Consider the following 25,238-nt stretch of genomic DNA (forward strand, 5'->3'; position numbering starts at 1 on the left):
ACGGCGAACGGGCGGGGCTGCCGGCCTCGAATCGGCCAACGAACTAGCGGGGCAGGAAGGCTTCCGTGCTTAATCCTTCCACCACCTGCATCACGTGGGAATAGTGCTGATCCAGCAATTGCAAGGTCCGGTCCGCATCCCTGGCCAACACGGCCTGCATGATGGCCTGATGCTCGCCCTCGTCGCTGTAACGCTTGGAGGACGGCAAAGCCGGATCAAACCAGATATGCCGATAGCGCTCCAAGCGGTTGTACAAGGACTCCATCACCTCCACAATCACCGGCGAGTGGCTGCCGCTGATGATGGCCAGGTGGAACGCCATGTGGCGGTCCGCCCAGTCCTGAAGATCCACATCCGCGTCGTTCAGATCTATTCGGCTCAAACGGTGGTAGCTGGCCAACACCTCCAGTTCCCACGCCTCGTCTCCCTGCTCCAGCGAGCGGCGCACCGCCTCCTCCGCCAGCACTCGGCGCACCAGCAGAATGTCGTAAAGCTCATAGCGGGAAATCGGCGCCACCCAAAAACCGCGCTGCGGCTCCATCACCACGTATTTGCACCAGCTCAGGCGCAACAGCGCCTCCCGGATCGGAGAGCCTCCGGCGTCGTAACGCGCCTTGAGGTCATGCAACAGCAATTTCTGCGACGGGCGGTATACGCCCAACAGAATGTCCCGTCGCAACTCCTGGAATACCTTGTCGGCCAATGTGGCGTTACTGCTTGCCGCTTTTTTTTCCTTCTGTGGCATTCGGTTTTTTCCACATGAGAGCGCGCAATAGCGCGCGAAACGCTAGATAGTAACTGAAAACGACGTCGCATATTGATTTTCCCCATCGGAACAGGGGGGAAATAGCTAAAAGCTACGTCTATCCGGCACGGAAATCCGCAATCAGGGAAGCATTCAACAAAGAGACGGGCGAGGTGGCAATAACGGGGCGGCCGACCAAAACAAAAAAGCCGACCTAAGCGTCGGCTTCTGATTTGAATCGCCAAGAACCGCCGTGTTTAGCGAGGAAGTCTTGGTGGGCCCCCGGGGAGTCGAACCCCGCACCAACGGATTATGAGTCCGCTGCTCTAACCAAGCATGAGCTAGAGGCCCAGAGCTGCGCATTATACCAGCCCAAAAGCAAAACCCCAAGCGTCTAATACCGACGGCTTGGGGTTTTCGTCCAGCGCAGGCTGTTAGCCTAAACCGGCGTCACATCGAATCACTGACCGCCCGGCTCGTTGTCCAGGAAGCTGCGCAGACGTTCCGAACGGGTCGGGTGACGCAGCTTGCGCAGAGCCTTGGCTTCGATCTGGCGGATGCGCTCGCGAGTCACATCGAACTGCTTGCCCACCTCTTCCAGCGTGTGGTCGGTGTTCATGTCGATGCCGAAACGCATGCGCAACACCTTGGCCTCACGCGGGGTCAGCGTGTCCAGCACTTCCTTGGTGGCGTCCTTCAGGCTGGAATACATCGCAGCGTCGGACGGCGCCAGGTTGTTCTGGTCTTCGATGAAATCGCCAAGATGGGAATCGTCGTCGTCGCCGATCGGGGTTTCCATGGAGATGGGCTCCTTGGAAATCTTCATGATCTTGCGAATCTTCTCTTCCGGCATCTCCATCTTTTCCGCCAGCTCGGCCGGGTCCGGCTCATGGCCGGTTTCCTGCAGAATCTGACGGCTGATGCGATTCATCTTGTTGATGGTCTCGATCATATGCACCGGAATACGAATGGTGCGCGCCTGGTCCGCGATGGAGCGGGTGATCGCCTGGCGAATCCACCAGGTGGCGTAGGTCGAGAACTTGTAGCCGCGGCGGTATTCGAACTTGTCCACCGCCTTCATCAAACCGATATTGCCTTCCTGGATCAGATCGAGGAACTGCAGGCCGCGGTTGGTGTACTTCTTGGCGATGGAGATCACCAGACGCAGGTTGGCCTCGATCATCTCTTTCTTGGCGCGGCGCGCCTTGGATTCGCCCGCCGACATCTGGCGATTGATTTCCTTAAGCGCCTTGATCGGCAGCATCGCGCGATCCTGCAACTCGGACAGCTTGGTCTGCTTCTCGATGATCGCGTGTTTGAAGCGGGTCAACGCCTCCGCCCAGCCCTTGCCCGAATGGATCTCGTTTTCCACCCAATCAAGATTGGTCTCGTTGCCCGGGAACACCTTGATGAAGTGAGCACGCTCCATGCGCACGCGGCTGACACAGATATCCTGGATGTCGCGCTCGTAAGTGCGGATTTCGTTGACGCGGCTGCGCAGCGAGTCGCACAGGCTTTCCACTTGGCGGGTGGAGAAGCGCACCAGCATGAACTCAGTGGTGATCGCGTCTTGCAGCTCCAGGTATTCCTTGCTCTGCGCACCCTTGGCGGAGAGCACCTTGACCATCTTGTCAAACAACATGCGCACGCCGGCGAAGTGCTCCAGTGCATGCTGCTTCAGCTCTTCGAGGTTGATACCGGCGGCATCGGCGGCGTCGCCTTCCTCCTCCTCTTCTTCCTCTTCCTCTTCGGCCTCGGCGTCGAGCAACTCGTCCTCGTCCGCCTGCGCGGCGAACGCGGCCTCCTCCTCGGACGGCGCGTTCAGATCGATGAAGCCGTCAACCACCTCGTCCACGCGCACTTCGTCGCGGCCGACGCGTTCCACCAGCTCCAACACTTCGGCGATGGTGCCCGGACAAGCTGAAATCGCCTGGATCATGTACTTCAGGCCGTCTTCGATCCGCTTGGCGATTTCGATCTCGCCTTCGCGGGTCAGCAACTCCACCGAACCCATTTCGCGCATATACATGCGCACCGGATCCGTGGTGCGGCCAAATTCGGAATCCACCGAGGACAGCGCCGCTTCGGCTTCTTCCACGGCGTCTTCATCGGCCACCGGCGGAGTGGCGTCGGACATCAGCAGGGTGTCCGCATCCGGCGCTTCGTCGTAAACCTGGATGCCCAGACCGGAAATCATCGTGATGATGTTTTCGATCTGCTCTGCGTCGGACACATCTTCCGGCAGGTGGTCGTTGATTTCCGCGTAGGTCAGATACCCACGCTCTTTACCCAAGGCGATCAGCTGGCGCAGGCGTTTACGCTGCTCTTCCAGGCTCATCACTTCGGTTTCGTTTTCCTGCACGTCTTTTTGATTTTCGGGAGAGGCCGCCATTTCGCTTCCTGCTTGAAATAAGCCGAAAAAAACAGTTGATAATAACACAAGCAAACAACGCTGTTTGTGTAGCCCTGCGGGGCGCTTTTAAAGCCACGGCATCGCTTTCGGCAATCTGCCGGGGCGGCGACAACGTCAAGCGTTTGGCGCCAGCAAATCCCGCAGCAATTCCCCTAGCAATCTGACTTCTTCCGGAGTCAGGCCTTCGTTCCGGTCCTTTTGTTTTAGCCGCTCCACCTGAGTTTGATGCAGCATTTTCAGGAGCTTGGCAGCGCCGTCCTGAAACTGCTGTCTATCTTCCTCGCTGGGATCGGCGAACTCGTCCGGGTCCTGCATGGCCTGCTGCAGAACACTATCCACCAGCCCTTCGTATGGAGTGCCGCGCAGGCTTTCCATCAATTGCGCCGTATTCGGCGGCTGGTCGTGCCCTTGCACGCATTCGGCCAACATGGCAAAACAGGCAAGCTCGTCGGACAGTGCCATACTGTCCGGCAAACGCACATCGCCGGCCCAACCAGGGTTCAATAGCAGCCATTTGATCAGGCGCGTCACCATGGAGGACTGTGGCGGGCGATGCGATACCTCCGGCAAACGGTGCTCCCGCTTGCCTTTGCGCTCCGACTTCCGTTGGCCCGTCGTCAACATGTCGAATTCGTCGACATCCACACCAGCGAGTTCCGCCAGTCTTTTCTTGATGATGAAGCCCAGGGCCGGAGCGGCAATCTGCGCCAGAAGGGGCGCGGCCTGACGGATCAGATCGGCCTTGCCTTCCGGCGTGGTCAGGTTCACCTCGCGACACAATTCGCGGGTGAAATAAACGGACAGAGGCAAGCTCTGCTCTTCCAATACTTTTTCAAAGGCCTCGGCGCCGAACTCGCGGATATAGCTGTCCGGGTCATGTTCCTGCGGCAGGAACAGAAAATTCAGCGCCTTGCCGTCCTGCAATTGCGGCAGGCTGTTTTCCAGCGCTCGCCAGGCGGCCTTTTGGCCAGCCTTATCGCCATCGAAACAGAAGTAAACTTGGTCGGCGTGGCGCATCAACTTGCGCACGTGTTCGCCGGTGGTGGCGGTACCCAGCGTGGCCACCGCATAGCCAACTCCAAATTGAGCCAGCGCCACCACATCCATATAGCCTTCGACCACCAGCACGCGGTTTTTATCCCGTATCGCCTGGCGCGCCTCGTAGAGGCCGTACAGTTCCCGGCCTTTCTCGAACAAGGGCGTTTCCGGCGAGTTCAGGTACTTGGGCTCGCCCTTGCCCATCACCCGGCCGCCAAAGCCGATGATGGCGCCGCGCTGGTTGCGGATCGGGAACATCACCCGATCGCGGAATCGGTCGTAACGCTGGCCCTTCTCTTCGTTGACGATGACCAAGCCGGTATCGACCAGCTTGTCGTCCTGGTAATCCGGAAAAACCGTTTCCAGGTTCTGCCAGCCGTCCGGGGCGAAGCCAAGGCCGAAGCGACCGGCCACTTCGCCGCTCAAACCCCGGCCTTTCAGATAGGAAATGGCGTTGGGCGCGGACTTCAGCTGCTGTTTGTAGTAGCCTGCCGCCATTTGCATCATCTGCTCCAGCGACAGTTTGCGTTCGCGTGCGGCGCGGCTGGCCTCTGGATTGGCGTGAGCGCGGCTGTCCGGCACCTGCATGCCGATGCCTTCCGCCAGCAGCTTCACGGCGTCGACGAAGCCCAGCCCTTGGTATTCCATCACGAAGCCGATGGCCGAACCGTGAGCGCCGCAGCCAAAGCAGTGATAAAACTGCTTGGACGGACTCACCGTGAACGACGGCGACTTTTCCTTATGAAACGGGCAGCAGGCCAGATAGTTCTGGCCCCCCTTTTTCAAAGGGACGTAACGATCCACCACGTCGACGATATCGACGCGGGACAACAACTGATCAACAAAATCCTGAGGGATCAAGCAAAGTCACCGTTGGCTCGGGCCGACAAAGCGGCCCGAAGCGGGCTCAACCGGCCAGCTTGGCCTTGATGCAGGCGGACACCTGCGCCATGTCGGCACGGCCAGCCAATTGCGGCCGCAGCAGCCCCATCACCTTGCCCATGTCCTGCATGCCGGCGGCGCCGCTGTCGGCTACGGCCTTGGCCACCAGAACGTCAATCTCCTCGGCGGACAGTTGCTGGGGCATATAGGCCATCAGCACGTCCATCTCGAATTTTTCCTTGTCGGCCAGGTCCTGGCGCTGAGCCGCCTCGTACTGGCTGATCGAATCACGGCGCTGCTTGAGCATCTTGTCGATGACGGCCACAACGCCGGCGTCGTCCAGCTCCACCCGCTCGTCCACTTCCTTCTGCTTGATGGCCGCCAGCAACAGGCGGATGGCCGCCAGTTTGTCGCTTTCCCGCGCTTTCATTGCAGATTTCATGTCGTCGCTGATTCGCTGCTTGAGGCTCATTGCTTGCTTTCCGGAAGATGACCGCCACCCGTCGCGGGCGGCGAGTGCGCACTTGAGAGAGAGTCAAACCCTGATGACATTGGTTTTGAAAAGCTCAAAACCCATGCCGTCAGAGTCTGCTAACGGGGAACTACAAATGGCAAAACCGCAGGCTAGGCCTGCGGTCCTGCTTACTGACCAGACGAACTCTTAGTAGAGTTTCGGCGGCAGCATTTGGCTGCGGATGCGCTTGTAGTGGCGCTTAACAGCAGCGGCGTGCTTGCGCTTGCGCTCGGCAGTCGGTTTTTCGTAGAACTCGCGGGCGCGCAGTTCGGTCAGCAGACCGGTTTTTTCCACCGCGCGCTTGAAGCGACGCATTGCAACTTCAAACGGCTCGTTCTCTTTAACACGAATGTTCGGCATTGAATCTAGTATCCTTAGTTCCTAGCGCCCAGACGTGACTGGGGCTATAAAAAACAGCATTTTAACAACGTTACGCGGTTTGGAAAAGTCTGAAGCGTTCCGACCAAGCAATCTGTGGCGCTTTACGCATCACGGCTTGACGGAAGAAATCACCCCCTCACTAGGAGAACTAGGTACTGCACTATAAAAACGTTTCGGCATCCGGCCGGCAAGATATGCCGAGCGGCCTGCTTCTACAGCCTGTTTCATGGCGTGCGCCATCAACACCGGTTGTTGCGCGGCGGCAATCGCGGTGTTCATCAGCACGCCATCGCAGCCCAGTTCCATCGCGATTGCCGCGTCGGACGCGGTGCCGACGCCGGCGTCAACCAGCACGGGAACCTTGGACTGCTCAATAATCAACTTCAAATTCCACGGATTCAGAATCCCCATCCCGGAGCCAATCAGGCTGGCCAGCGGCATGATGGCGCAGCAGCCTATTTGCTCCAACTCGCGGGCGATAATGGGATCATCCGAGGTATACACCATGACGTCGAACCCCTCGGCCACCAATACTTCAGCCGCTTTAAGGGTTTCCTTGACGTTGGGGAACAAGGTATTCGGATCGCCCAGCACTTCCAGCTTGACAAAACGATGGTCGTCCAGAAGCTCTCTGGCCAGGCGCAAAGTGCGAATGGCATCGACGGCGGAATAACATCCCGCCGTGTTGGGGAGAAGGTTATACCGGTTTTTGGGCAAAAAGTCCAGCAAATTGGGTTCGCCGGCGTTCTGCCCCAGGTTGACTCGGCGAATGGCGACGGTGACGATTTCCGTTCCCGACGCGTCGAGCGCCTGCGCCGTCTCCTCAAAATCCCGATACTTGCCGGTCCCCACCAGCAAACGCGAATTGTAAGCCTTGCCTGCGATGATCAGTTGATCCGCCACTCCTGCACCTCTATCAGCTTTGCCGCTCAGCCTCCGCCGACGGCCACCACGATTTCGAGTTCGTCGCCGTCGGCCAGCCCGGTGGTCGGATACTGGCTGCGCGGCACGATCTCGCCATTCTTTTCCAGCGCCACGCGCTTGCCGGCAAGGTCCAGCGCCGCCACCAGCTCGGCCACGTTGGCCACGTCGGCCAGTTCGCGGCCCTCGCCGTTGATCTTGAGTTTCAGCATCTCATCTCCGTTGCACGCGCTGCACCACCGGCAGCACGCGAATAGCGCTCAGCACCCGCTCTAGGTGCTCGACGCCCTCCACCTGCAAGCGGAAGTGGATATTGAACAGACCGTCGCCATCGCGGCTGCTGTCCTGGGTGTCGGCGCTTTCGATATTGGCCGAAGCCTGCGAGATCGCGGTGGCGATATCCGCCAGCGCGCCGCGCTCGTTGCGGGACAACACGCCAACGGTAACGCCGAACATACGGTCGCGTTGCGCTTCCCAATTGACGTCGAGAAGCTTGTCGTGATCCGCCCGCCGCGCGTTCGGACACCCCTTGCGGTGGATGACCAGGCCTTGGCCCTTGGTGATCACGCCCAGAATCTCGTCGCCCGGCAGCGGGTTGCAGCAGGGCGACAGCTGCACCATGCCGCCCTCGTTGCCGCGTATGGTCACGGGGCCTACTTTCACTTCCTCGCCCAGCCGTTCGCCAGCCAGCTCCAGCAAGCGCCGCGCCACCACGATGGGCATCAGCTTGCCGGCGCCGATATCGGCCAGCACGTCTTGATGAGAAGCGAGCTTCTCGCCGAAAGCGGCCAGATACTCCACCCACAGTTCATCGCTCAGCGCCAACGGCGTCACCGCCAGCGCCCCTATCGCTTGCTTGAGCAGCTTCTCGCCCAAGCCCACCGCCTCTTCCTGCTGCAGGCTCTTCAGATAGTTGCGAATGCCGGAGCGCGCCCGCCCGCTCTGCACGAAGGTCAGCCAGGACGGATTGGGCTTGGCCTGGGTGGAGGTAATGATTTCCACGGTATCGCCGTTGCGTAGCACGGTGCGCAAAGGCACCAACGCGTGATTGACGCGCGCGGCGATGCAGCGATGGCCGATGTCGGTGTGCACCGCGTAGGCGAAGTCCACCGGCGTCGCTCCCTGAGGCATCACCATGATCTTGCCCTTGGGCGTGAATACGTAGACCTCGTCCGGGAACAGGTCGATCTTGATATGCTCGAGGAATTCGACCGGATCGTCGCTCTCCTCCTGCATGTCCATGATTTTCTGCAGCCACTGATGGGTGCGCTGCTGGGCGGTGTTAACACCATCGCCGCTCTTGTACATCCAGTGCGAGGCCACGCCGGCCTCGGCCACGCTATTCATCTCGCGGGTGCGGATCTGCATCTCCACCGGCGTGCCATAGGGGCCGAACAAGGTGGTGTGCAGGCTCTGGTAGCCATTGCCCTTGGGAATGGCGATGTAATCCTTGAATTTGCCGGGAATCGGCTTGTACAGACTGTGCAAGGCGCCCAGCGCCAGGTAACAGCCCGGGATGTCGTTGACGACGACGCGGAAGCCGTAAATGTCCAGCACCTCGGAAAACGACAGGTGTTTTTCCTGCATTTTCTTGTAGATGCTGTAGAGGTTTTTCTCCCGCCCCTTGATCGTGGCTTCGATATTGCTTTGCACCAGCTTCTGACTGACGGACTGCAAAATCTTGGTCACCACTTCGCGGCGGTTGCCGCGCGCGGCGCGCACCGCCTTGGACAGCACGCCGTAGCGATGCGGATGCAGGTGCTTGAACGCCAGGTCCTGGAGTTCGCGATAAACCTTGTTGAGGCCGATGCGATTGGCGATCGGCGCGTAGATCTCCAGGGTTTCCAGCGCGATGCGTCGCCGCTTGTCTTCGCGCATCGAGTCCAGCGTGCGCATATTGTGCAGGCGGTCCGCCAGCTTGACGATGATGACGCGGATATCGCGCGCCATCGCCAGCACCATTTTGCGGAAGCTTTCCGCTTGCGCGGTTTCCTTGGTCTGGTATTCCAGCCTCTCCAGCTTGGAAAGGCCGTCCACCAGATCGGCGATGATCTTGCCGAACTTTTCGATCAGCGTCGGCTTGGTGACGCCGGTGTCTTCCAACACATCGTGGAGCAATGCGGCGGCGAGCCCCTGCACGTCCAGCCGCCACTCGGCCAGCATGCCGGCCACCGCCAGCGGGTGGGTGATGTAAGGTTCGCCGCTCTTGCGGGTTTGCCCTTCGTGCGCCGCGCGGCTGACCTCGAAAGCCTGCCGCAACAGCTGGACGTCCTCCGGCTTGAGATAACGCGCGACAGACTCGAAAAACGCTTGCGCTTCGCTGTCGATCAGGGCGTTATAGTCGATTTCATCCTCGATGCCGGTTGCCATAACCCACCACCCACTTGCAATCAGGCTTTGCCGCGGCTCAGAACTTCCTTGCCAACATGGCCGGCGGCGATTTCACGCAGCGCGACAACGGTGGGCTTATGGCGGCCGGCTTCAACGAAGGGGCTGGCGCCGGAAGCCACTTGACGCGCGCGGTAGGCTGCGGCCAGGGTCAGGTCGAAACGGTTCTGGATGCGGTCCAGGCAATCGTCAACAGTAATACGGGCCATATGCTTTCTTTCTCAAAGTTGCCAAGGGCATTGTCGGTCGCCGTTCTTGCGGCGGCAACAACGCCCAGAGGGATCACTATATCTAAATTTTAGTCGACTCACCAACAAACGGACGGATCAGCCGGCCTGTCCCATCCGCGCCAGCATCGCCGCCAGCTTGCGGCACTGGATGGCGCTGCGCAGCCGATTGGCGCGCACGACGCTGATCAAATCGAGGCGAGCGCGTTCGAAATCGTCGTTGACCACGATGTAGTCGTACTCGGCGATCTTGTCGATCTCTGCGCGAGCGGAGGCCAGCCGGCGGCGGATCACATCCTCGCTGTCGGTGGCGCGACCGCGCAGCCGGCGCTCCAGTTCTTCGATAGACGGCGGCGCGATGAAAATGCCGATCGCCTCGGGAAAGACCTTGCGCACCTGCTCGGCGCCCTGCCAATCGATTTCCAGCAGGATGTCCTGCCCCACGTCCAGGCGGCTGCGTATCCACGGCGCGCTGGTGCCGTAATAGTTGCCGTAGACTTCCGCGTACTCGAGGAAATCGCCGCGCTCTATCATGGACTTGAACGTGGCCTGATCGACGAAATGGTAATGCTTGCCGTCCACCTCGCCCTTGCGCGGCGCGCGCGTGCTATAAGAAATGGACAGCTCCACGGATGGCTCCGCCTGGAGCAAGGCCGTGACCAGCGAGGTTTTCCCCGCGCCGGAAGGAGCGACCACGATAAAGATATTACCGGTTGGCTGGCTCATGAAAAGGCGCTTTCCTGCCAAATGAGTAATTCTCCAGAATACCATAAGCGGGCTGCTGCTGTTAATCGCCAAGTTATTTTCACGTCAAGATTTAGGTAAATCTCTTCAGGCTGAATAAAATGGCTCGTTTTTTTCCTACCTATCTCCTTTGGAGCGCGTTTCGCCATGCAATTCCTTGACAGCTTCTTCAAGCTGAAAGAACACGGCACCACGGTGAAGACCGAAGTCATCGCCGGCTTTACCACCTTCTTGACCATGGCTTACATCATCCTGGTCAACCCGCTGATCCTGTCGAGCACCGGCATGGACTTGAACGCCGTCTTCGTGGCCACCTGTCTGGCCGCCGCCCTCGGCACCTCCATCATGGGCCTGGTGGCCAATTACCCAATCGCGCTGGCGCCGGGCATGGGTCTGAACGCCTACTTCACCTTCAGCGTGGTCAAAGGCATGGGGCTCTCTTGGGAAACCGCGCTGGGCGCGGTGTTCATCTCCGGCATCGTGTTCCTGGCGGTGAGCCTGTTCCGCGTGCGCGAGGCCATCGTCAACGCCATCCCGCAATCGCTGAAATTCGCCATTTCCGCCGGCGTAGGCATGTTCCTGGCCATCATCGCTCTGAAGAACGCCGGCGTGATCGCGCCGCACCCGGAAACCTATCTGACCCTGGGCGACATCCACAAACCCACCACCCTGCTGGCCGTCCTGGGCTTCTTCCTGATCGTGGCGCTGGAATACCGCAAGGTGCCGGGCTCCATCATCATCGGCATCCTGGTGGTGACGGTGCTGTCCATCGCAATGGGCTTGTCTCCGTTCAAGGGCGTGGTGGCGCCGGTGCCCAGCATGGCGCCCACCTTCATGAAGATGGATATCGCCGGCGCGCTGCAAGCCGGCCTGATCGGCGTGATCTTCGTGTTCTTCTTCGTGGATCTGTTCGACACCACCGGCACTTTGGTGGGCGTGTCCCATCGCGCCGGCCTGCTCAAGGACGGCAAATTGCCGCGCCTGAAGCGCGCGCTGTTGGCTGATTCGGTGGCGATCACCGCCGGCGCGGTGATGGGTACTTCGTCCACCACCGCCTATGTGGAATCCGCCGCCGGCACCGCCGTGGGCGGCCGCACCGGCCTGACCGCCATGGTGGTGGCGCTGCTGTTCCTGGCCTCGCTGTGGCTGTCGCCTTTGGCCGCCACCGTGCCCGCCTACGCCACCGCGCCGGCGCTGTGCTACGTGGCGGTGCTGATGGCTCGCGGCCTGGCCGAGATCGACTGGAGCGATCTGACCGAATCCGCGCCGGCGGTGATGACCGCGCTGGCGATGCCGTTCACTTTCTCCATCGCCGACGGCATCGCCTTCGGCTTCATCAGCTATGCGGTGATCAAGATCCTGGCCGGTCGTTTCTCCGACCTGAAGCTGCCAGTGTTGGTCATCGCCGCGCTGTGGATCTTCAAGCTGGCTTTCTTCCACTGAAACGTCAATAATTGATGCGGACTCCTAGCCTGCCGCGCTGCGCGGCGGGCTTTTTCTTGTGGGCCGCGCGGCGATTCTCTTCATTTAGAAGTACAATAAGGCCATGGAAAACCTTAGCAATCTCGACTACTCCAGCTATCTGAAAGGCTGGATCCGCACTGTGCCCAACTGGCCGCAACAAGGCGTGATGTTCCGCGACATCACCCCGCTGCTGCAGAACCCCAAAACCTTCCGCATGCTGATCGACATCTATGTGCACCGCTACATGATGGAGAAGGTGGACCTGGTGGCCGGACTGGACGCGCGCGGCTTCATCATCGGCTCGGTGCTGGCTTACGAGTTGAACGTAGGCTTTGTGCCTATCCGCAAGCGCGGCAAGCTGCCTTTCACCACGGTGGAAGAGGAATACGAGCTGGAATACGGCAACGCCGCGGTGGAAATGCACACCGACGCCTGCAAGCCGGGCGACCGCGTAATCCTGATCGACGACCTGGTAGCCACCGGCGGCACCATGATGGCCGGCTACAAGCTGCTCAAGCGCATGGGCGCCGACGTGTTGGAAGCCGCCGCCATCATTGAGTTGCCCGAGCTGGGCGGCGGCAAGCTGGTGCGCGACGGCGGCCTGGAGTTGTTCACCGTCTGCGCTTACTGAGCCGGGTTCGCCCGTCATGCGAACGGAGCCCTTGGGCTCCGTTTTGTTTGGCCGCGACCTAGACCTGTTTACGATCGAATACCCGTCGTGAAACGTGGCTCGGTGAGCGCACCTTCAAAATGCTCATGTACCGTGTGTACACTCCGCTTTTGAGCCGTTTTCGCCTTGCCTCGCCCTTGCTCGCGAGATCGTAAATAGGTCCTTAATCCGCCTCCACCGCCACCTTCAAGGCCTGGCCGCGCGCACTCAGCTTCAGCGGCGCGCCGGCGGTGCTGGGCAACTTGCTATCCACCGAGGCCGCCGCGCCGCGCACTTCGTACTGCAGCGTTGCGGACTTCGGCAGCGTCAGCGCCAACTTGCCGGTGGTGGCGTCCAACGACAAGGAACCGCTGGGCTTGGCGTCGGTCAGCCTCACCTTCGCCTTCACCGCCTGGCCGTCAAAGGCCATGTCGCGGCTGCTGCCCTCGAAAGCCAGCGTCAACGCCTGCCCCTTGAACGCCAGCTTGTCGTAAGCGCCCTTGGCCTGCGCCCTGATCGCGTCGGCGGACATGGAGAGGCTGGCAGCCTTGCCCTCCAGAGTCAGATCCACCGCTTTGCTGTCCACCCGGATCGCAGAATAAGCGCCGCGGATCGAACCCTTGACCGCGGCCAGCCCCAACTCCACCTGCTTGCCCGGTTTCAGATTGCCCGCGATCTCCAGCCCGCAGCCGGCGCCCAGCAGTTTGTTGTTGAGCTTGACCGTGATCGTGACCACGCCGCCTTCGCGCCGCACTTGGGCACTGCACTGCTTCGCGTCCCAATTGCTTTTGTTCAGATCAAGCTGATACGGCCGTTTGTCGTCCGCACTCAGCTTGAGCACGGCGGCGTCTCCCTTGATCACCAGCTTTTCAATCGGCGCTTCCGCCGCGTGAACCGCTCCGCCGCACGCCATGCCCGTCAACATCAGCAACCGCATTGCCTCACGCATCATCACGTTCCCCTTTCTCAAGTTGAAACCGCCGCCGCGGCCGGCGGCGCATGTTTTCGTCACTGCATGAACAGCCAGTACATCGCGATAACGCCGCAAGCCGCCGCCATCCCGCCCACCGCATGGCGGGCTAGCCGCGCCCACAGAGCACTCGACAATCCTTGGCGCGCAAAGGCCGAAACGGTGCGCCTCCGGGAGTCCGCCAGCGCGGCGATCAGGCGGCTCTCATTGCGCTGGTCTGCCACCGCGTCGCGAATGTATTCGCGATAGTCGCTCAGAATCTTGCGCAGCTCGGATTCGGGCAAGCGCTCCATGGTCAGTTGCAATTGTTGAATGCATGCATCGTGTTTCATGTTTCTCTCCCAAATCCAGTCAAAACAACACTCGTCACACCGCTTTGCCGCTCGGACTTCTGCCCGCCACCAAGTCGATCTGGTAGCGGACGTAGCGCACCAGCCCGAGCCAAGTCAGCCGCGTCAGCCATACGCAAAACACCAGCCCCAATCCCCCAACCAGCAACAACACGAATCCGCTGACCGCCGCCGAACTCTGCAGCGACAAGCCCGGAATGCCGTCGATCTCGATATGATCTTTGCCGTCTTTCAGCGACAAACGGTTATCCTTGATCACCAGCGAGCTCTCGCCGTCGCCCAGCACCAGATCGGCAACTTGCCCGGCTTCGCCGGCGGCGGCGGAAGCTTCCGCCGAGATCATCCGCCAGCGCAGCGAGCGGCCATCCCCGTCCGGGGCCAGCACCATGCTCTCCCCGCCGTCAGATGTCAGCGTCAGCGCGCGCAATTGCCCGCGCGCCAGGCTGACGGAGCGTTCGCCCTCTCGCTTGATCGACTGGCTGGCCGCCGGATTGCTGGCGACCACTTTCAGCTCCTCGCCGTCATAGCTCACTCGCACTGGATCGCCGGTTCGCAATTGCAGGCTGGCGGTTTCGTCTTCTTCCAGCGTCAGCAACAGCCTCCCCTGTTTCAGGGTCACGCCGTGCACCGGTTCCCCTTCGGCTTGAACTTTGAACTCGATCTTGCCGTTCTCCGGCGAAAGGCTCGGCTCCAGCTCCGGCCAGCCGAACAGGCTATTGCCTCCCCAAGCCGCCACCAGCGCCACGCCGGCTATCAACAGGCTGCCGGACATCATGTAGCCTATGGACAGACATAGCAGGTAGAGCATGAACGGGAGCGCCAGGAAGAAATTCAGCACACCCAGGCCGGCGACCGAGGCCACCACCCTCATCAAATTGCCGAAGGAACGATGGTTCTCCCATTGGCGGTAATGCGCCTGCGCTTTCAGCTCCTTGGCCAGCTTCTGCGGGCTGCCCAACGCGGCAACCACGTCATCCTCGGCGCGGCCGGCTTCTTGCGCGTCGCTGAAATACTCTTGGTAGTCGGCGACGATTTCACGGATCTCCTCCGCCGGCATACCGGCCAGAGCCTGTTCCAACTGCTCCAAAAACACTTTGCGATTCATGCTTGTCGTTCTCCTGGCTGGCCGGCCGCCGGCAGGCGACTCAGCACGCTGTCCACTTCGCTGACGAACTCCTGCCACTCGCGTCGCATCAGCTCCAGTTCCCGCTTTCCCGCCTCGGTCAGCGCGTAATACTTGCGCGACGGTCCGGACGCGGATTCCACCAGATAGGTGCTGACCCAGGACTCGTTCTGTAGCCGGCGCATCAGCGGGTAGATCGTCCCTTCGCTGATTTCCATCGTGCGCGACAAGGTGCTGACCAATTCGTAGGCATAACTATCGGACTGAGCCAATACCGCCAATACGCACATGTCCAGGGTCCCCTTCTTCAACTGGGTTTTCATCTTGCCTTCCTTGAAACCGCCCGGTCCCACCCGCCCCACTACCTTGCATTACAAGATAGCTAGTTGGACCAAGGCATCAATCTGCTTGTGGTTGCACTATACAAACCACTACCTTGTACCGCAAGGTATCTTTCATTACACAATGACAAATAGCCCTTGCTGCGGCTTTCTCGCAACACGTCATATAGTCATCACTGACATCATATTGCGTTGCAAAATACATCTTGCCATCCATAATTCAACAACAATAATGACATTGAACTAACCGTGTACCAGCCCGGTATCCACCAACCGGCCACTCTCTGAATGGGGATTTCGATGGCAAAAGCAAGCAGGCCCAGCATTGCGCTGGTCTTGGGCGGCGGCGCGCCCAACGCAACTTTGATGGCCGGCGCGCTGGTCGCGCTGATGGAGGCCGACGTCGAATTCGACATCATCTCCACCTCCGGCGCCGGCGCTATTGTCGGCCTCTTGTACGCGGCGCCGCGCAAGGGCTCGCCGCTGGACAATTTACGCCGGCTGGCCGATCTAGGCGTATCCGATCCGATTTACCGGCTGCTGCCCATCAACTACAAGGTGTTCAACAAGCCCGGCCCGGCCGCCGACCTGTGGCGTAGCTGGCAAAGCCAAAATCCGCTGCTGCAATCCATTCAGCAGCAAGCCGACCAAGGCCCCTGGCAACGCCTGCTGGCCGATTGGACATCGCTGCTGCTGGCCACGCTCTGCCCCAGCGATCTGGGCCCCAACAGCCAAGGCCTGTGCGCGCACGTGCCCTTCATCGAAGAAATCGTGGATTTCGACCGCCTCAAGACCATTGCGCCGCAGTTTTACCTGAACGCGTACAACATCACCCGCGGCGAGATGCGCTGCTGGGACAAGAGCGAGATCGGCCACGAGCATTTCCTGGCCGCGCTGTCCTTTCCCTTCATCTACCCGCCTTATCCCCTGGCCGACGGCGACTACATCGAAGGCGCGGCCATAGACACGCTGAACTTCAAGCAGTTGTTCCGCGATCACCCGCACATCGACTACACCCTGGTGTTCGACGTGCTGGGCAGCGACAGACTATTACACCCGCCACGCGGCCTATACGACGCCTGGGTGCAATCCATCATCACCCCGCTGACCGAAATCGCGCGCGACGACCTGAAGCTGTTCGAGGCGCTGCACAATAAGGACGACCAAGGCCGGCCACGCACCGAGGTGCTGAAGATCCAGTTCGACAAGCTGATCGACCCGAAACGCCGCGCGGAGGAGTTGGACTGGTCGCACTCCAATCTGTCTCAACTCTATGAGATCGGCTATCAAGCCGGGCAGGACCTGCTCCGCCAACACCGCGCCAAGCTGCTGGGCTAGAGCAAGGCGAGGCAATAAAAAAGGGCTGCCTGACGGCAGCCCTTGACGCTTGGTTAAGCGCAGACGGCATCAATACCAGCTGATGCCGGCCTTCTCGGTGGAAATCACGGTGCCAGCCTCGCCCTTGACGATTTTCTCGATGTCTTCCAGCGCGCCGATCACCGCTTTCTTGCCGGTCAGCCGGGCGAATTCGCAAGCGGCCTCCACTTTCGGGCCCATCGATCCGGCGGCGAAGCCCAGCTTGTCCATTTCGTCCGGATGCGCCTGCTTGATCGCTTTGGCTTCCGGCGTGCCCCAACCGACAAACACGCTCTTCACATCGGTGGCGATCACGAAGTAGTCAGCGTCGATTTCGCGCGCCAGCAAGGCAGAGGCCAGATCCTTATCGATCACCGCTTCCACGCCCACCAGCTTGTCGCCCTCGTACATGGTGGGAATGCCGCCGCCGCCGGCCGCAATCACCACCACGCCTTTTTCGATCAGCCATTTGATCGGGCGCATTTCGAAGATGCGCTTCGGTTTCGGGCTGGGCACCACGCGGCGGAAGTATTCGCCGTCGGCCTTCACCGTCCAGCCTTTTTCCGCCGCCAGCTTGTCGGCTTCTTCCTTGCTGTAGACCGGGCCGACAAACTTGGTCGGGTTCTTGAACGCCGGGTCGTTGGCGTCCACTTCGGTCTGGGTCAGGATGGTGGCGATGGGCACTTCGAACGGCAACACATTGCCGAGTTCCTGCTCAACCATGTAGCCGATCATGCCTTCGGTCTGCGCGCCCAGCACATCCAGCGGATAGGGCGTCACTTTTTCGTCCACATGGCGGGCATAAGCATCGTTCTGCAGGCCCAGCAGGCCCACTTGCGGCCCGTTGCCGTGACACATCACCAGGTTGTGGCCCAGCCGGGTCACGCCGGCCAGTTGTTCCGCTGCCACTTTAACGTTGGCGCGTTGGTTGTCGGCGGTCATGGCCTCGCCGCGACGTTGCAGGGCATTGCCGCCCAGAGCTACGACGACTCGCATATTCAGTTCCTTTTTACTGCCGCGCCCACCGTCTGATACAGCGTGCGCGCTTGAAAACGAAACCGGCCAAGGTTCCCGGTCAGGGGAGCCTTGGCCGGCGGATCATCTGGATGATGCTAAGCGGCTATCAGTCGCCCAGCGTGGCCACCAGGATGGCCTTGATGGTGTGCATGCGGTTCTCGGCCTGCTCGAAAGCGATGCAAGCTTCGGACTCGAACACGTCCTCGGTCACTTCGATGCCGTTGGCCAGGTCCGGGTATTGCGCGGCGATTTCCTTTCCCACCTTGGTTTCGCTGTTGTGGTAGGCCGGCAGGCAGTGCATGAACTTCACCTGCGGATTTTCGGCGGCTGCCATCAGCGCGGCATTCACTTGGTAAGGCTTCAGCAGCTTGATGCGTTCGGCCCAGACTTCGGCCGGCTCGCCCATGGACACCCATACGTCGGTGTGGATGAAGTCGGTGCCCTTGACCGCGGCTTTGGCATCTTCGGTCAAAGTGATGCGCGCGCCGGTCTTGGCGGCGATTTCGCGGCACTGAGCCACCAGCTCGTCGGTCGGCCACAGGTGCTTGGGCGCGCCGATGCGCACGTCCATGCCCAGCTTGGCGCCGATCACCAGCAGGGAGTTGCCCATATTGTTGCGGGCGTCGCCCAGGTAGGTGTAGCTGATCTGGGAGATGGGCTTGTCGCTGTTTTCCCACATGGTCAGCACGTCGGCCAGCATCTGGGTCGGGTGCCATTCATCGGTCAGGCCGTTGTATACCGGCACGCCGGCGAACTTGGCCAGCTCGGTTTCCACCATGTGCTGGTCGAAGCCGCGGTATTCGATCGCGTCGTACATGCGGCCCAACACGCGGGCGGTGTCCTTCATCGATTCCTTGATGCCGATTTGCGAACCGGACGGCCCAAGGTAAGTCACGTTGGCGCCCTGGTCGTAGCAGGCCACTTCGAAAGCGCAGCGGGTGCGGGTCGAGGTTTTTTCAAAGATCAGGGCGATGTTCTTGCCCTTCAGATGCTGCTGTTCGGTGCCGGTGTACTTGGCGCGCTTCAGGTCGCGGGCCAGGTCGAGCATGTAGCGGATTTCGCGCGGGGTGAAGTCCAGCATGCGGAGGAAGTTACGGTTGCGCAGATTGAAAGCCATGATATTGCTCCTGATTAGAGTCTGGGCAAGCCGGCCGTCGTTTCCGGGGAAACCGGCGGTCAACCTGTCTTTTTGCACATGAATCTTGGATTTTCCTCCCGGCCGCGCCCGCGGCCGGGACACTACAGCTGAATTACAGTTTCACTTCGTCGCGAGTGATCGGGCAGGTCATGCAGTGACCGCCGCCGCGGCCGCGGCCCAATTCGGAAGCCGGAATCTCGATCACTTCCACCCCGTGCTCGCGCATCAGGCGGTTGGTATAGGTGTTGCGGTCGTAGGCCACCACCACGCGGCGATCCAGCGCCACCACGTTATTGCCGTCGTCCCACTGCTCGCGTTCGCGCTGGTAGGCGTCGCCGCCGGTCTGGATCACGCGGATTTCCTTGAGACCCAGCGCCTGGCGCACCACTTCCACCAGATGCACGCCTTCATGGCGTTCGAAACGGATTTCGCCTTCGCGGTCGCCCACGTACATGCTGGTGCATGTGATGTCGTCCACCACGTCCGGGAACAGGGACAGCAGATCGATGTCCAGGAAGCTGAACACCGTGTCCAGGTGCATCGCAGCGCGGGACTTCGGCATCTGGCATGCGATCACGCGAGTGGCGCCGCCTTCCTTGCCCAGCACGCGCTTGGCCACTTGCACCACTGCCTGCGGGCTGGTGCGTTCCCCCATGCCGATCAGGACCACGCCGTTGCCGATAGGCATCACGTCGCCGCCTTCCAGCGTGGCCGGGCCATGCTCCTGGTCACAATCGCCCCACCATACTTTCACCTTGCCGGCGAACATCGGGTGGAATTTGTAGATGGATTGCAGGATCAGCGTTTCCTGACGGCGCGCCGGCCAGTACATCGGGTTCAACGTGACGCCTTCATAGATCCAGCAAGACGGGTCACGCTGGAACAGGCTGTTAGGCACCGGCGGCAGTACGAATTCAGACTGGTCCAGATAGCCGCCGAACAGGCCTTTCGGATCAAACGGCAGTTCGAACTTGGCGATGCCGCCCACCAGATGCTCGGCCAGTTGCGACGAAGGCATTTCGTCCAGCCAGCTGCGCAGGTCGCGCAACATGCCGATACCTACGTTGTCGGCCTTGACCTTGCGATCCAGAATCCAGGCGCGGGAGGCCTTGTCGTCCAATACTTTGGCCAGCGCATCGTGCACTTCCACCACTTCGATGCCGCGGGAGCGCATTTGCTCAACCATGTAGGCGTGGTCTTTCTGTGCGCGCTCTACCCAGATGACGTCGTCGAACAGCAGGCCGTGGCAGTTGTCCGGGGTCAGGCGCTTATGCGCCAGGCCGGGACGGCACACCATCACAGTTCGCAACTTGCCACACTCGGAATGAACACCAAACTTGGTCATGACAAACTCCTTAATGATATTGGGGGAGCTGGTGGAGGCCCGAGGATCTCGCGCGCCTCCGGTAATCTTCTTACTTCTAAATCCGACTTAGAGCGTCAGCGCTCCGGTGAGCAACTCGTAGCCGGCGAACAAACCCGCCACCACGATCAGCGCAGCCAGTACCGCTTCCGGACCGGTGAACGCTTTCTCGCCGCGTTCCTTGCGAGCCCACAGGTAGAACAGCAGACCCGGGGCGTACAACACCATCGACAGGAACAGATACTTCAGGCCGGCGGCGTAGATCAGCCAGATGCCGTAGACCGAAGCGATGGTGGCGATGCCGAACTCTTTGCCGCTGGACTCGCCCTGGGCGTAGCCCTCGCCGCGCTTGGCCACCAGCAAGGCATAGCCGGCGCACAGCAGGTAGGGAATCAGAATCATCGAGGTGGCCAGCGACAGCAGCGCCAGGTAGCCCGCGGAACTGAACAGCGTGATGATCAGGAACAGTTGGATCAGACCGTTGGTCAGCCACAGCGAGGCGGCCGGAGAACCATTGGCGTTGGTGGTGCCGAATACCTTGGGCATCACGCCGTCCTTGCCTGCCAGGTAGGGCGCTTCGGAAGCCAGCAGCGTCCAAGCCAACAACGCGCCGCCCACGGAGATCACCAGACCGGCGTTCATCAAGTTGGCGCCCCAGGGACCGATGGCTTTTTCCAGCACATAGGCGGTGGACGGGTTTTTCAGCGCGGCCAGTTCAGCCTGGGTCATGACGCCCAGCGACAGCACAGACACCGCAACCAGCAAGGCGATGGTCAGCAGGAAACCAATCACAGTGGCCTTGCCCACTTCTTTCATGTTTTCCGCACGGCTGGAGAACATCGATGCGCCTTCGATGCCGATGAACACCCATACCGTCACCAACATGGTGCTCTTCACTTGGTCGACAACCGAGCCGAGTTTGGTCGAGCCCCAGAAATCCAGGTTAAAGGTATCCACTTTGAAGGCGAAGATAACCAGCAGGATGAACAACGCCAGCGGGACCAGTTTGGCTACGGTGGTGATGGTGTTGATGAAGGCCGCGCCGTGCACGCCGCGCAGCACTAGGAAGTGCAAGGCCCACAACAGGATGGATGCGCAGACGATGGCGGTGGTGGTATTGCCCTCGCCGAACACAGGGAACCAGAAGGCCAGCGCCGAGAACATCACCACAAAATAGGATACGTTGCCGATCCAGGCCGAAATCCAGTAACCCCAGGCCGAGTTGAAGCCCATGTAGTTGCCGAAACCCGCCTTGGCGTAGCCATAAACGCCGCCTTCAACTTCCGGCTTGCGGTTGGCCAGCATCTGGAAGGCAAATGCCAGAGTCAACATCCCGAAGAAGGTAATCACCCAACCGATCAAGATAGCGCCGGCTCCGGCACCCGCCGCCATGTTCTGAGGCAGCGAGAAGATGCCGCCACCGATCATGGAGCCCACCACCAGAGCGGTCAGCGCGCCAAGCTTGAGCTTGGGAGCGCCGCCGCCTTGGGTTTCAGTTTCCGTAGACATTTTCGTTCTCCGTGAGAGTACATTAACCTGCAAATCTGTTGTTATATAATTAAATTCTTATCATCTGAGACAATGGTATACCTCGGATTTAGTGATCGCCAGAACAGTCGAACATCCGTTTGACCTGCATCAAATAGCTTCCCCTGCCCTATCTCACCCACTATGGCAATAGAACAAAAGCTTTATAGAACCCACCCATAAGAATGACAAAATAATAAAATGTGCAGCGCACAAAATATTCGCTTACTTTTCTTTTAAATAATTATTAATTATTGCTGCGTGAAATATTGCGGGAGAAAATTCAGAAAGGGGATATTCCGGCAAGCAGAAATCAAGACAAGCGCCTATCGACGTGATAAGCGATAAAAGAACGCTGGATCAAGAACAAGGCGTAAAACGCAAAAAAAAGTGGATGCGGCCCACCACCGCATCCACCAACACACACATCAAGAGGATAAACACATGCTGTTTGCTCGGACGCTCACTCCGGCTTTTTCACGTTCTTGAAAATCGCCACCAGAGCGCCTAGCACCACCAGGGTAGTCACCACAATGGTCACCAAGCTTAAAATGCCGACATCGTCGGAGAGAAGCAGAGTCAGAAGTTCCATCGCCACTCCTTTTCCGGGGCCACGCCCCATATAGGTTTCTTGACCCTCATCTTAGCCAGTTGGGGCGCCCGCCCATTGACCCAAATCAAATGGCATGCCTCACAAATTTGATGCAAGACAAATAAAAAGCCCCTGGCTCTAGCCAGGGGCTCATTTCCTAAAAATCAGCAACTTATATCATTACAGTTGCTCGAAAAGCGATACAGTCCGGATCCGTTCCATCTCAAAAATTGGCGCTCGTCATCCACGTCGAACCGATGCGCTCACTTGCTGCCGCCCATATCCTTGGACAGGAAAAACGCGTCGGAAAAGAATTCATCCTCCGGCAAGCCGCGTTCGCGCGTGAAGCTGCCGTGCGCGGCCTCCACCATCAGCGGCGCGCCGCAAGCGTAAACCTGATAGCCGGACAAATTTTCGAAATCCTCCAGCACCGCCTGATGAACAAAGCCGGTACGGCCCGCCCACTCGTCTGTCGGCAGCGCGTCGGACAACACCGGTATGAAGGTGATGTTGGGGTTCTGCGCCTGCCAGGCCCCGGCCAGTTCCGCCATATAGAGGTCGGCCTTGGTCCGCGCGCCCCAATAGAACACCATCTCGCGCTGGATTCCGCTGTGGATCGCATGCTCGATAATGCCCTTGACCGGCGCGAAGCCGGTGCCGCTGGCCACGAAGAGGATGGGCTTGTCGGAATCCTCGCGCAGGAAGAAGGAGCCCAGCGGGCCCTTGAAGCGCATGATTTCGCGTTCCTTCATCTGACTGAACACGTAGTCGGAGAACGAACCGCCAGGTTGATGACGGATGTGCAACTCTAGAAAAGCGTCGTCATGCGGCGCGTTGGCGATGGAGAAGCTGCGCTTCTTTCCATCCTTCATCAGGATGTCGATGTATTGACCAGCCTTGAACTGCAGGCGCTCCGATACCGGCAACTTGAGCTTGAGCACCGCCACGTCGTGGATTTTCTCGATTTTCTCTACACGGCACGGCAAGGTCTTGATCTGGATATCGCCCGCCCCAGCCACTTCGCGAGCCTCGATGGTGATGTCGCCCTGAGGGCGGGCGCAACAGAACAGAGCCAGCCCCTGGGCGCGTTCAGCCTCGGTCAGGGCTTTTTCCTGGAAACCATCCTGGCTCACTTCTCCATCCACTACCTTGCCTTTGCAGGCGCCGCATGCCCCGTCGCGGCAGCCGTAGGGCAGGCCCACTCCCTGACGCAAAGCCGCTTCCAATACGGTTTCATGCGGCTCGACGCCAAATGTATGCCCGCTGGGGAGCACTTTCACCTGCGCTGTCATCTGTTTCCTCTACTCAATATCTGGCTAAAATGCGCATCATGCGAACCCTGATGATCATCGGCGCCGGCGATGTCGCGCGCCGCGCTTTGCCGGAACTGACCCGCCGCTGGCGAGTGCTGGCGCTATGCCGCTCAAGCGCGAGCGCCGAAGCGCTGCGCCGACAGGGCGTCACGCCCATCCGGGGCGATCTGGACAACCCCGTCACTTTGCGCCGATTGGCCGGCCTGGCCGACGATCTGCTGCTGACCGCTCCCCCCCAGGAAACCGGCCGCAAGGACTTGCGCATGCGCAAGTTGTTGTCTGCGTTGGCAAAAGGTTGCAGGATACCACAGCGCCTAGTCTATATCAGCACCAGCGGCGTGTACGGCAATGCCGATGGCGCTTTGCTGGATGAAGGCGCCCGTCCTCGCCCGCACAACGATCGCGCCTTCCGACGCTTGGACGCCGAAACCCAATTGCGAAGCTTTGCCGCAGCCCACGGCAGCCAACTGACCGTGTTGCGCGCGCCGGGCATCTACGCCGACAACCGCCTTCCGCTGAGCCGTTTCGCCTCGCAAACGCCGCTGATCCGCCCGGAAGAGGACAGCTGGAGCAATCACATCCACGCCGACGACCTTGCCGCCGCCTGCGTGGCGGCATTGCGGCAATGCCGCGGCGGCCCTCGCGTATACAACGCCAGCGACGATCAGCCGCTTCCAATCAGCGAATGGTACCGCCGGCTCGCCGCCACGCTTGACCTGGTCTTGCCGCCCTTGCTGCCGCGCGAGGAAGTCCGCGCCCAGGTCTCCGCTGGTCTATGGTCGTATATGATGGAGTCCAGGCAGTTGGACAACAGGCGTTTGCGCCGGGAATTGCTGCCGGTATTCCGCTGGCCCGACACTGCCGTCTACCTGGCGGCGCTGGCCCAAGCGCCGGAACGCATCGCCGTCGCGCTCGCCTCGGCGGCCAAGATTCGGTAACATCGCGGTTTTTTTGAGTTTTCAGCAGGCTTCTCTATGGAAAATCCGGCATTTCAACGCGCCATCCGCAGCTTCGTCCTGCGCCAAGGCCATCTGTCCCCCGGCCAGCAACGCGCGATGGACGAAGGCATGCCGCGCTGGGGCATAGAATACCGCCCCGAGCGCATCGATCTGGAGCAGGCCTTCGGCCGCGCCGCGCCCAAAATTCTGGAGATCGGCTTTGGCATGGGCGGCGCCACCGCCGAAATCGCCGCCGCCAATCCGGATCAAGACTACCTGGGCGTGGAAGTGCACTCTCCCGGCGTCGGCAATCTGTGCAAGCTGATCGCGGAAAAAGAATTGAGCAATCTGCGCATCATCCGACACGACGCGGTGGAGGTGCTGGATCACATGCTGGCCGACGGCAGCCTGGATGGAGTGCATATTTTCTTCCCCGACCCCTGGCACAAGAAACGCCACAACAAACGGCGCTTGATCCAGGCGCCGCTGGTGGAGAAGCTGATCACCAAGCTCAAGCCGGGCGGCTACCTGCACGCCGCCACAGATTGGGAAGACTACGCCTTGCAAATCATGGACGTGTTCAGCAGCCAGCCGCAGCTGGTCAATACCGCCGATGGCTACGCGCCACGCCCGGACTACCGCCCGCTGACCAAGTTCGAGGCCCGCGGCATCAAACTGGGCCACGGCGTGTGGGACGTCATTTTCCGCCGCCTCTGATCCCCTCCCACGCCCGTCGCAAGCGGCGGGCGTCAGCGCCTGTTCAAAAGCTCTCCGGCCAGAGAGAGATCGTGAACACGTTCTGAGCACGTACCCGCCGGGCTGCGCATCACGCAGCGCGGTAGTC

General features: G+C 60.2%; 26 protein-coding genes and 1 tRNA gene. 5 read left to right on the forward strand and 22 right to left on the reverse strand.

Going from position 1 to position 25,238, the window contains the following annotated elements:
- Positions 1–43 precede the first annotated feature (43 nt).
- The 12 genes from ACUXV1_RS09930 to ACUXV1_RS09985 all read right to left on the reverse strand — a co-directional run bounded on the left by ACUXV1_RS09930 (position 44) and on the right by ACUXV1_RS09985 (position 10,402).
- A complete protein-coding gene (locus ACUXV1_RS09930) occupies positions 44–745 on the reverse strand; it encodes an FCD domain-containing protein (protein ID WP_446015319.1) in 702 nt (233 codons plus the stop codon).
- 272 nt (positions 746–1,017) lie between these two features.
- A tRNA-Ile gene (locus tag ACUXV1_RS09935) sits at positions 1,018–1,096 on the reverse strand.
- A gap of 109 nt (positions 1,097–1,205) precedes the next feature.
- Entirely contained in the window at positions 1,206–3,137 is a 1,932-nt protein-coding gene (gene rpoD / locus ACUXV1_RS09940; RefSeq protein ID WP_043591289.1) for an RNA polymerase sigma factor RpoD, read from the reverse strand.
- A 135-nt stretch (positions 3,138–3,272) separates the two neighbouring features.
- Positions 3,273–5,057 carry a DNA primase gene (dnaG, locus tag ACUXV1_RS09945; protein WP_043637825.1) on the reverse strand — a complete coding sequence of 595 codons (1,785 nt, stop codon included), beginning with the start codon at positions 5,055–5,057 and terminating at the stop codon, positions 3,273–3,275.
- 46 nt (positions 5,058–5,103) lie between these two features.
- On the reverse strand, positions 5,104–5,550 hold the full coding sequence (locus ACUXV1_RS09950) for a GatB/YqeY domain-containing protein (protein WP_043637828.1): 447 nt from the start codon (positions 5,548–5,550) through the stop codon (positions 5,104–5,106).
- A 189-nt stretch (positions 5,551–5,739) separates the two neighbouring features.
- Positions 5,740–5,952, reverse strand: coding sequence for a 30S ribosomal protein S21 (rpsU, locus tag ACUXV1_RS09955; RefSeq protein ID WP_039756346.1), 213 nt, complete (start codon positions 5,950–5,952; stop codon positions 5,740–5,742).
- 129 nt (positions 5,953–6,081) lie between these two features.
- Entirely contained in the window at positions 6,082–6,876 is a 795-nt protein-coding gene (locus ACUXV1_RS09960) for a thiazole synthase (protein ID WP_019103872.1), read from the reverse strand.
- Positions 6,877–6,902: 26 nt separating this feature from the next.
- Positions 6,903–7,106 carry a sulfur carrier protein ThiS gene (gene thiS / locus ACUXV1_RS09965; protein ID WP_043637830.1) on the reverse strand — a complete coding sequence of 68 codons (204 nt, stop codon included), beginning with the start codon at positions 7,104–7,106 and terminating at the stop codon, positions 6,903–6,905.
- A gap of 1 nt (position 7,107) precedes the next feature.
- A complete protein-coding gene (locus ACUXV1_RS09970) occupies positions 7,108–9,264 on the reverse strand; it encodes a RelA/SpoT family protein (RefSeq protein ID WP_019103870.1) in 2,157 nt (718 codons plus the stop codon).
- A gap of 20 nt (positions 9,265–9,284) precedes the next feature.
- On the reverse strand, positions 9,285–9,491 hold the full coding sequence (rpoZ, locus tag ACUXV1_RS09975; RefSeq protein WP_019103869.1) for a DNA-directed RNA polymerase subunit omega: 207 nt from the start codon (positions 9,489–9,491) through the stop codon (positions 9,285–9,287).
- A 117-nt stretch (positions 9,492–9,608) separates the two neighbouring features.
- The gene (gene gmk / locus ACUXV1_RS09980) at positions 9,609–10,235 is read right to left on the reverse strand and encodes a guanylate kinase (protein WP_043591297.1); all 627 of its coding nucleotides are present in this window, start codon (positions 10,233–10,235) and stop codon (positions 9,609–9,611) included.
- A complete protein-coding gene (locus ACUXV1_RS09985) occupies positions 10,232–10,402 on the reverse strand; it encodes a hypothetical protein (RefSeq protein ID WP_203390854.1) in 171 nt (56 codons plus the stop codon). The genes gmk and ACUXV1_RS09985 overlap by 4 nt, the downstream gene beginning before the upstream one ends.
- On the opposite strand from ACUXV1_RS09985, the gene ACUXV1_RS09990 reads away from it, so the two are divergent.
- Both ACUXV1_RS09990 and ACUXV1_RS09995 read left to right on the forward strand, forming a co-directional pair.
- Complete coding sequence (locus ACUXV1_RS09990; RefSeq protein ID WP_043591301.1) at positions 10,401–11,696, forward strand: NCS2 family permease; 1,296 nt, start codon at positions 10,401–10,403, stop codon at positions 11,694–11,696. The two genes, ACUXV1_RS09985 and ACUXV1_RS09990, sit on opposite strands and share 2 nt — an antisense overlap.
- A 103-nt stretch (positions 11,697–11,799) precedes the next feature.
- Positions 11,800–12,348 (forward strand): adenine phosphoribosyltransferase, encoded by a 549-nt coding sequence (locus ACUXV1_RS09995; protein ID WP_019103866.1) that lies wholly within the window; start codon positions 11,800–11,802, stop codon positions 12,346–12,348.
- 202 nt (positions 12,349–12,550) lie between these two features.
- Here ACUXV1_RS09995 and ACUXV1_RS10000 read toward each other — a convergent pair whose 3' ends face one another.
- Genes ACUXV1_RS10000 through ACUXV1_RS10015 form a run of 4 tightly spaced genes read right to left on the reverse strand, consistent with a single transcriptional unit; the run spans position 12,551 to position 15,132 of the window.
- A complete protein-coding gene (locus tag ACUXV1_RS10000; protein WP_337882209.1) occupies positions 12,551–13,318 on the reverse strand; it encodes a hypothetical protein in 768 nt (255 codons plus the stop codon).
- A 56-nt stretch (positions 13,319–13,374) separates the two neighbouring features.
- Positions 13,375–13,668 carry a hypothetical protein gene (locus ACUXV1_RS10005; RefSeq protein ID WP_446015321.1) on the reverse strand — a complete coding sequence of 98 codons (294 nt, stop codon included), beginning with the start codon at positions 13,666–13,668 and terminating at the stop codon, positions 13,375–13,377.
- 34 nt (positions 13,669–13,702) lie between these two features.
- Positions 13,703–14,791 (reverse strand): DUF1700 domain-containing protein, encoded by a 1,089-nt coding sequence (locus ACUXV1_RS10010; RefSeq protein WP_446015322.1) that lies wholly within the window; start codon positions 14,789–14,791, stop codon positions 13,703–13,705.
- Positions 14,788–15,132 (reverse strand): PadR family transcriptional regulator, encoded by a 345-nt coding sequence (locus ACUXV1_RS10015; RefSeq protein ID WP_019103862.1) that lies wholly within the window; start codon positions 15,130–15,132, stop codon positions 14,788–14,790. Before ACUXV1_RS10015 ends, ACUXV1_RS10010 begins: the two co-directional genes overlap by 4 nt.
- A gap of 318 nt (positions 15,133–15,450) precedes the next feature.
- On the opposite strand from ACUXV1_RS10015, the gene ACUXV1_RS10020 reads away from it, so the two are divergent.
- On the forward strand, positions 15,451–16,488 hold the full coding sequence (locus ACUXV1_RS10020; RefSeq protein ID WP_446015324.1) for a patatin-like phospholipase family protein: 1,038 nt from the start codon (positions 15,451–15,453) through the stop codon (positions 16,486–16,488).
- A gap of 69 nt (positions 16,489–16,557) precedes the next feature.
- On the opposite strand, the gene arcC is transcribed toward ACUXV1_RS10020, so the two are convergent.
- From arcC to ACUXV1_RS10050, 6 genes are all read right to left on the reverse strand, one after another.
- Positions 16,558–17,502, reverse strand: coding sequence for a carbamate kinase (gene arcC / locus ACUXV1_RS10025; protein ID WP_043591311.1), 945 nt, complete (start codon positions 17,500–17,502; stop codon positions 16,558–16,560).
- 127 nt (positions 17,503–17,629) lie between these two features.
- A complete protein-coding gene (locus tag ACUXV1_RS10030; RefSeq protein ID WP_019103859.1) occupies positions 17,630–18,640 on the reverse strand; it encodes an ornithine carbamoyltransferase in 1,011 nt (336 codons plus the stop codon).
- Between the two features lie 133 nt (positions 18,641–18,773).
- Positions 18,774–20,006, reverse strand: a complete 1,233-nt coding sequence (locus tag ACUXV1_RS10035; protein WP_043637845.1) for an arginine deiminase — start codon at positions 20,004–20,006, stop codon at positions 18,774–18,776.
- Positions 20,007–20,093: 87 nt separating this feature from the next.
- Entirely contained in the window at positions 20,094–21,533 is a 1,440-nt protein-coding gene (arcD, locus tag ACUXV1_RS10040) for an arginine-ornithine antiporter (protein WP_019103857.1), read from the reverse strand.
- 481 nt (positions 21,534–22,014) lie between these two features.
- Entirely contained in the window at positions 22,015–22,143 is a 129-nt protein-coding gene (locus tag ACUXV1_RS10045; protein ID WP_019103856.1) for a DUF3149 domain-containing protein, read from the reverse strand.
- A gap of 263 nt (positions 22,144–22,406) precedes the next feature.
- Positions 22,407–23,435 (reverse strand): CDP-6-deoxy-delta-3,4-glucoseen reductase, encoded by a 1,029-nt coding sequence (locus tag ACUXV1_RS10050; RefSeq protein ID WP_043637847.1) that lies wholly within the window; start codon positions 23,433–23,435, stop codon positions 22,407–22,409.
- Positions 23,436–23,473: 38 nt separating this feature from the next.
- Between ACUXV1_RS10050 and ACUXV1_RS10055 the strand changes: the two genes are divergently transcribed.
- Together ACUXV1_RS10055 and trmB are read left to right on the forward strand one after the other, a co-directional pair.
- A complete protein-coding gene (locus ACUXV1_RS10055; RefSeq protein ID WP_446015327.1) occupies positions 23,474–24,394 on the forward strand; it encodes an NAD-dependent epimerase/dehydratase family protein in 921 nt (306 codons plus the stop codon).
- A gap of 36 nt (positions 24,395–24,430) precedes the next feature.
- A complete protein-coding gene (trmB, locus tag ACUXV1_RS10060) occupies positions 24,431–25,111 on the forward strand; it encodes a tRNA (guanosine(46)-N7)-methyltransferase TrmB (RefSeq protein WP_043637849.1) in 681 nt (226 codons plus the stop codon).
- Positions 25,112–25,238: the final 127 nt, after the last annotated feature.

Source organism: Chromobacterium sp. W521 (genome assembly GCF_052805975.1).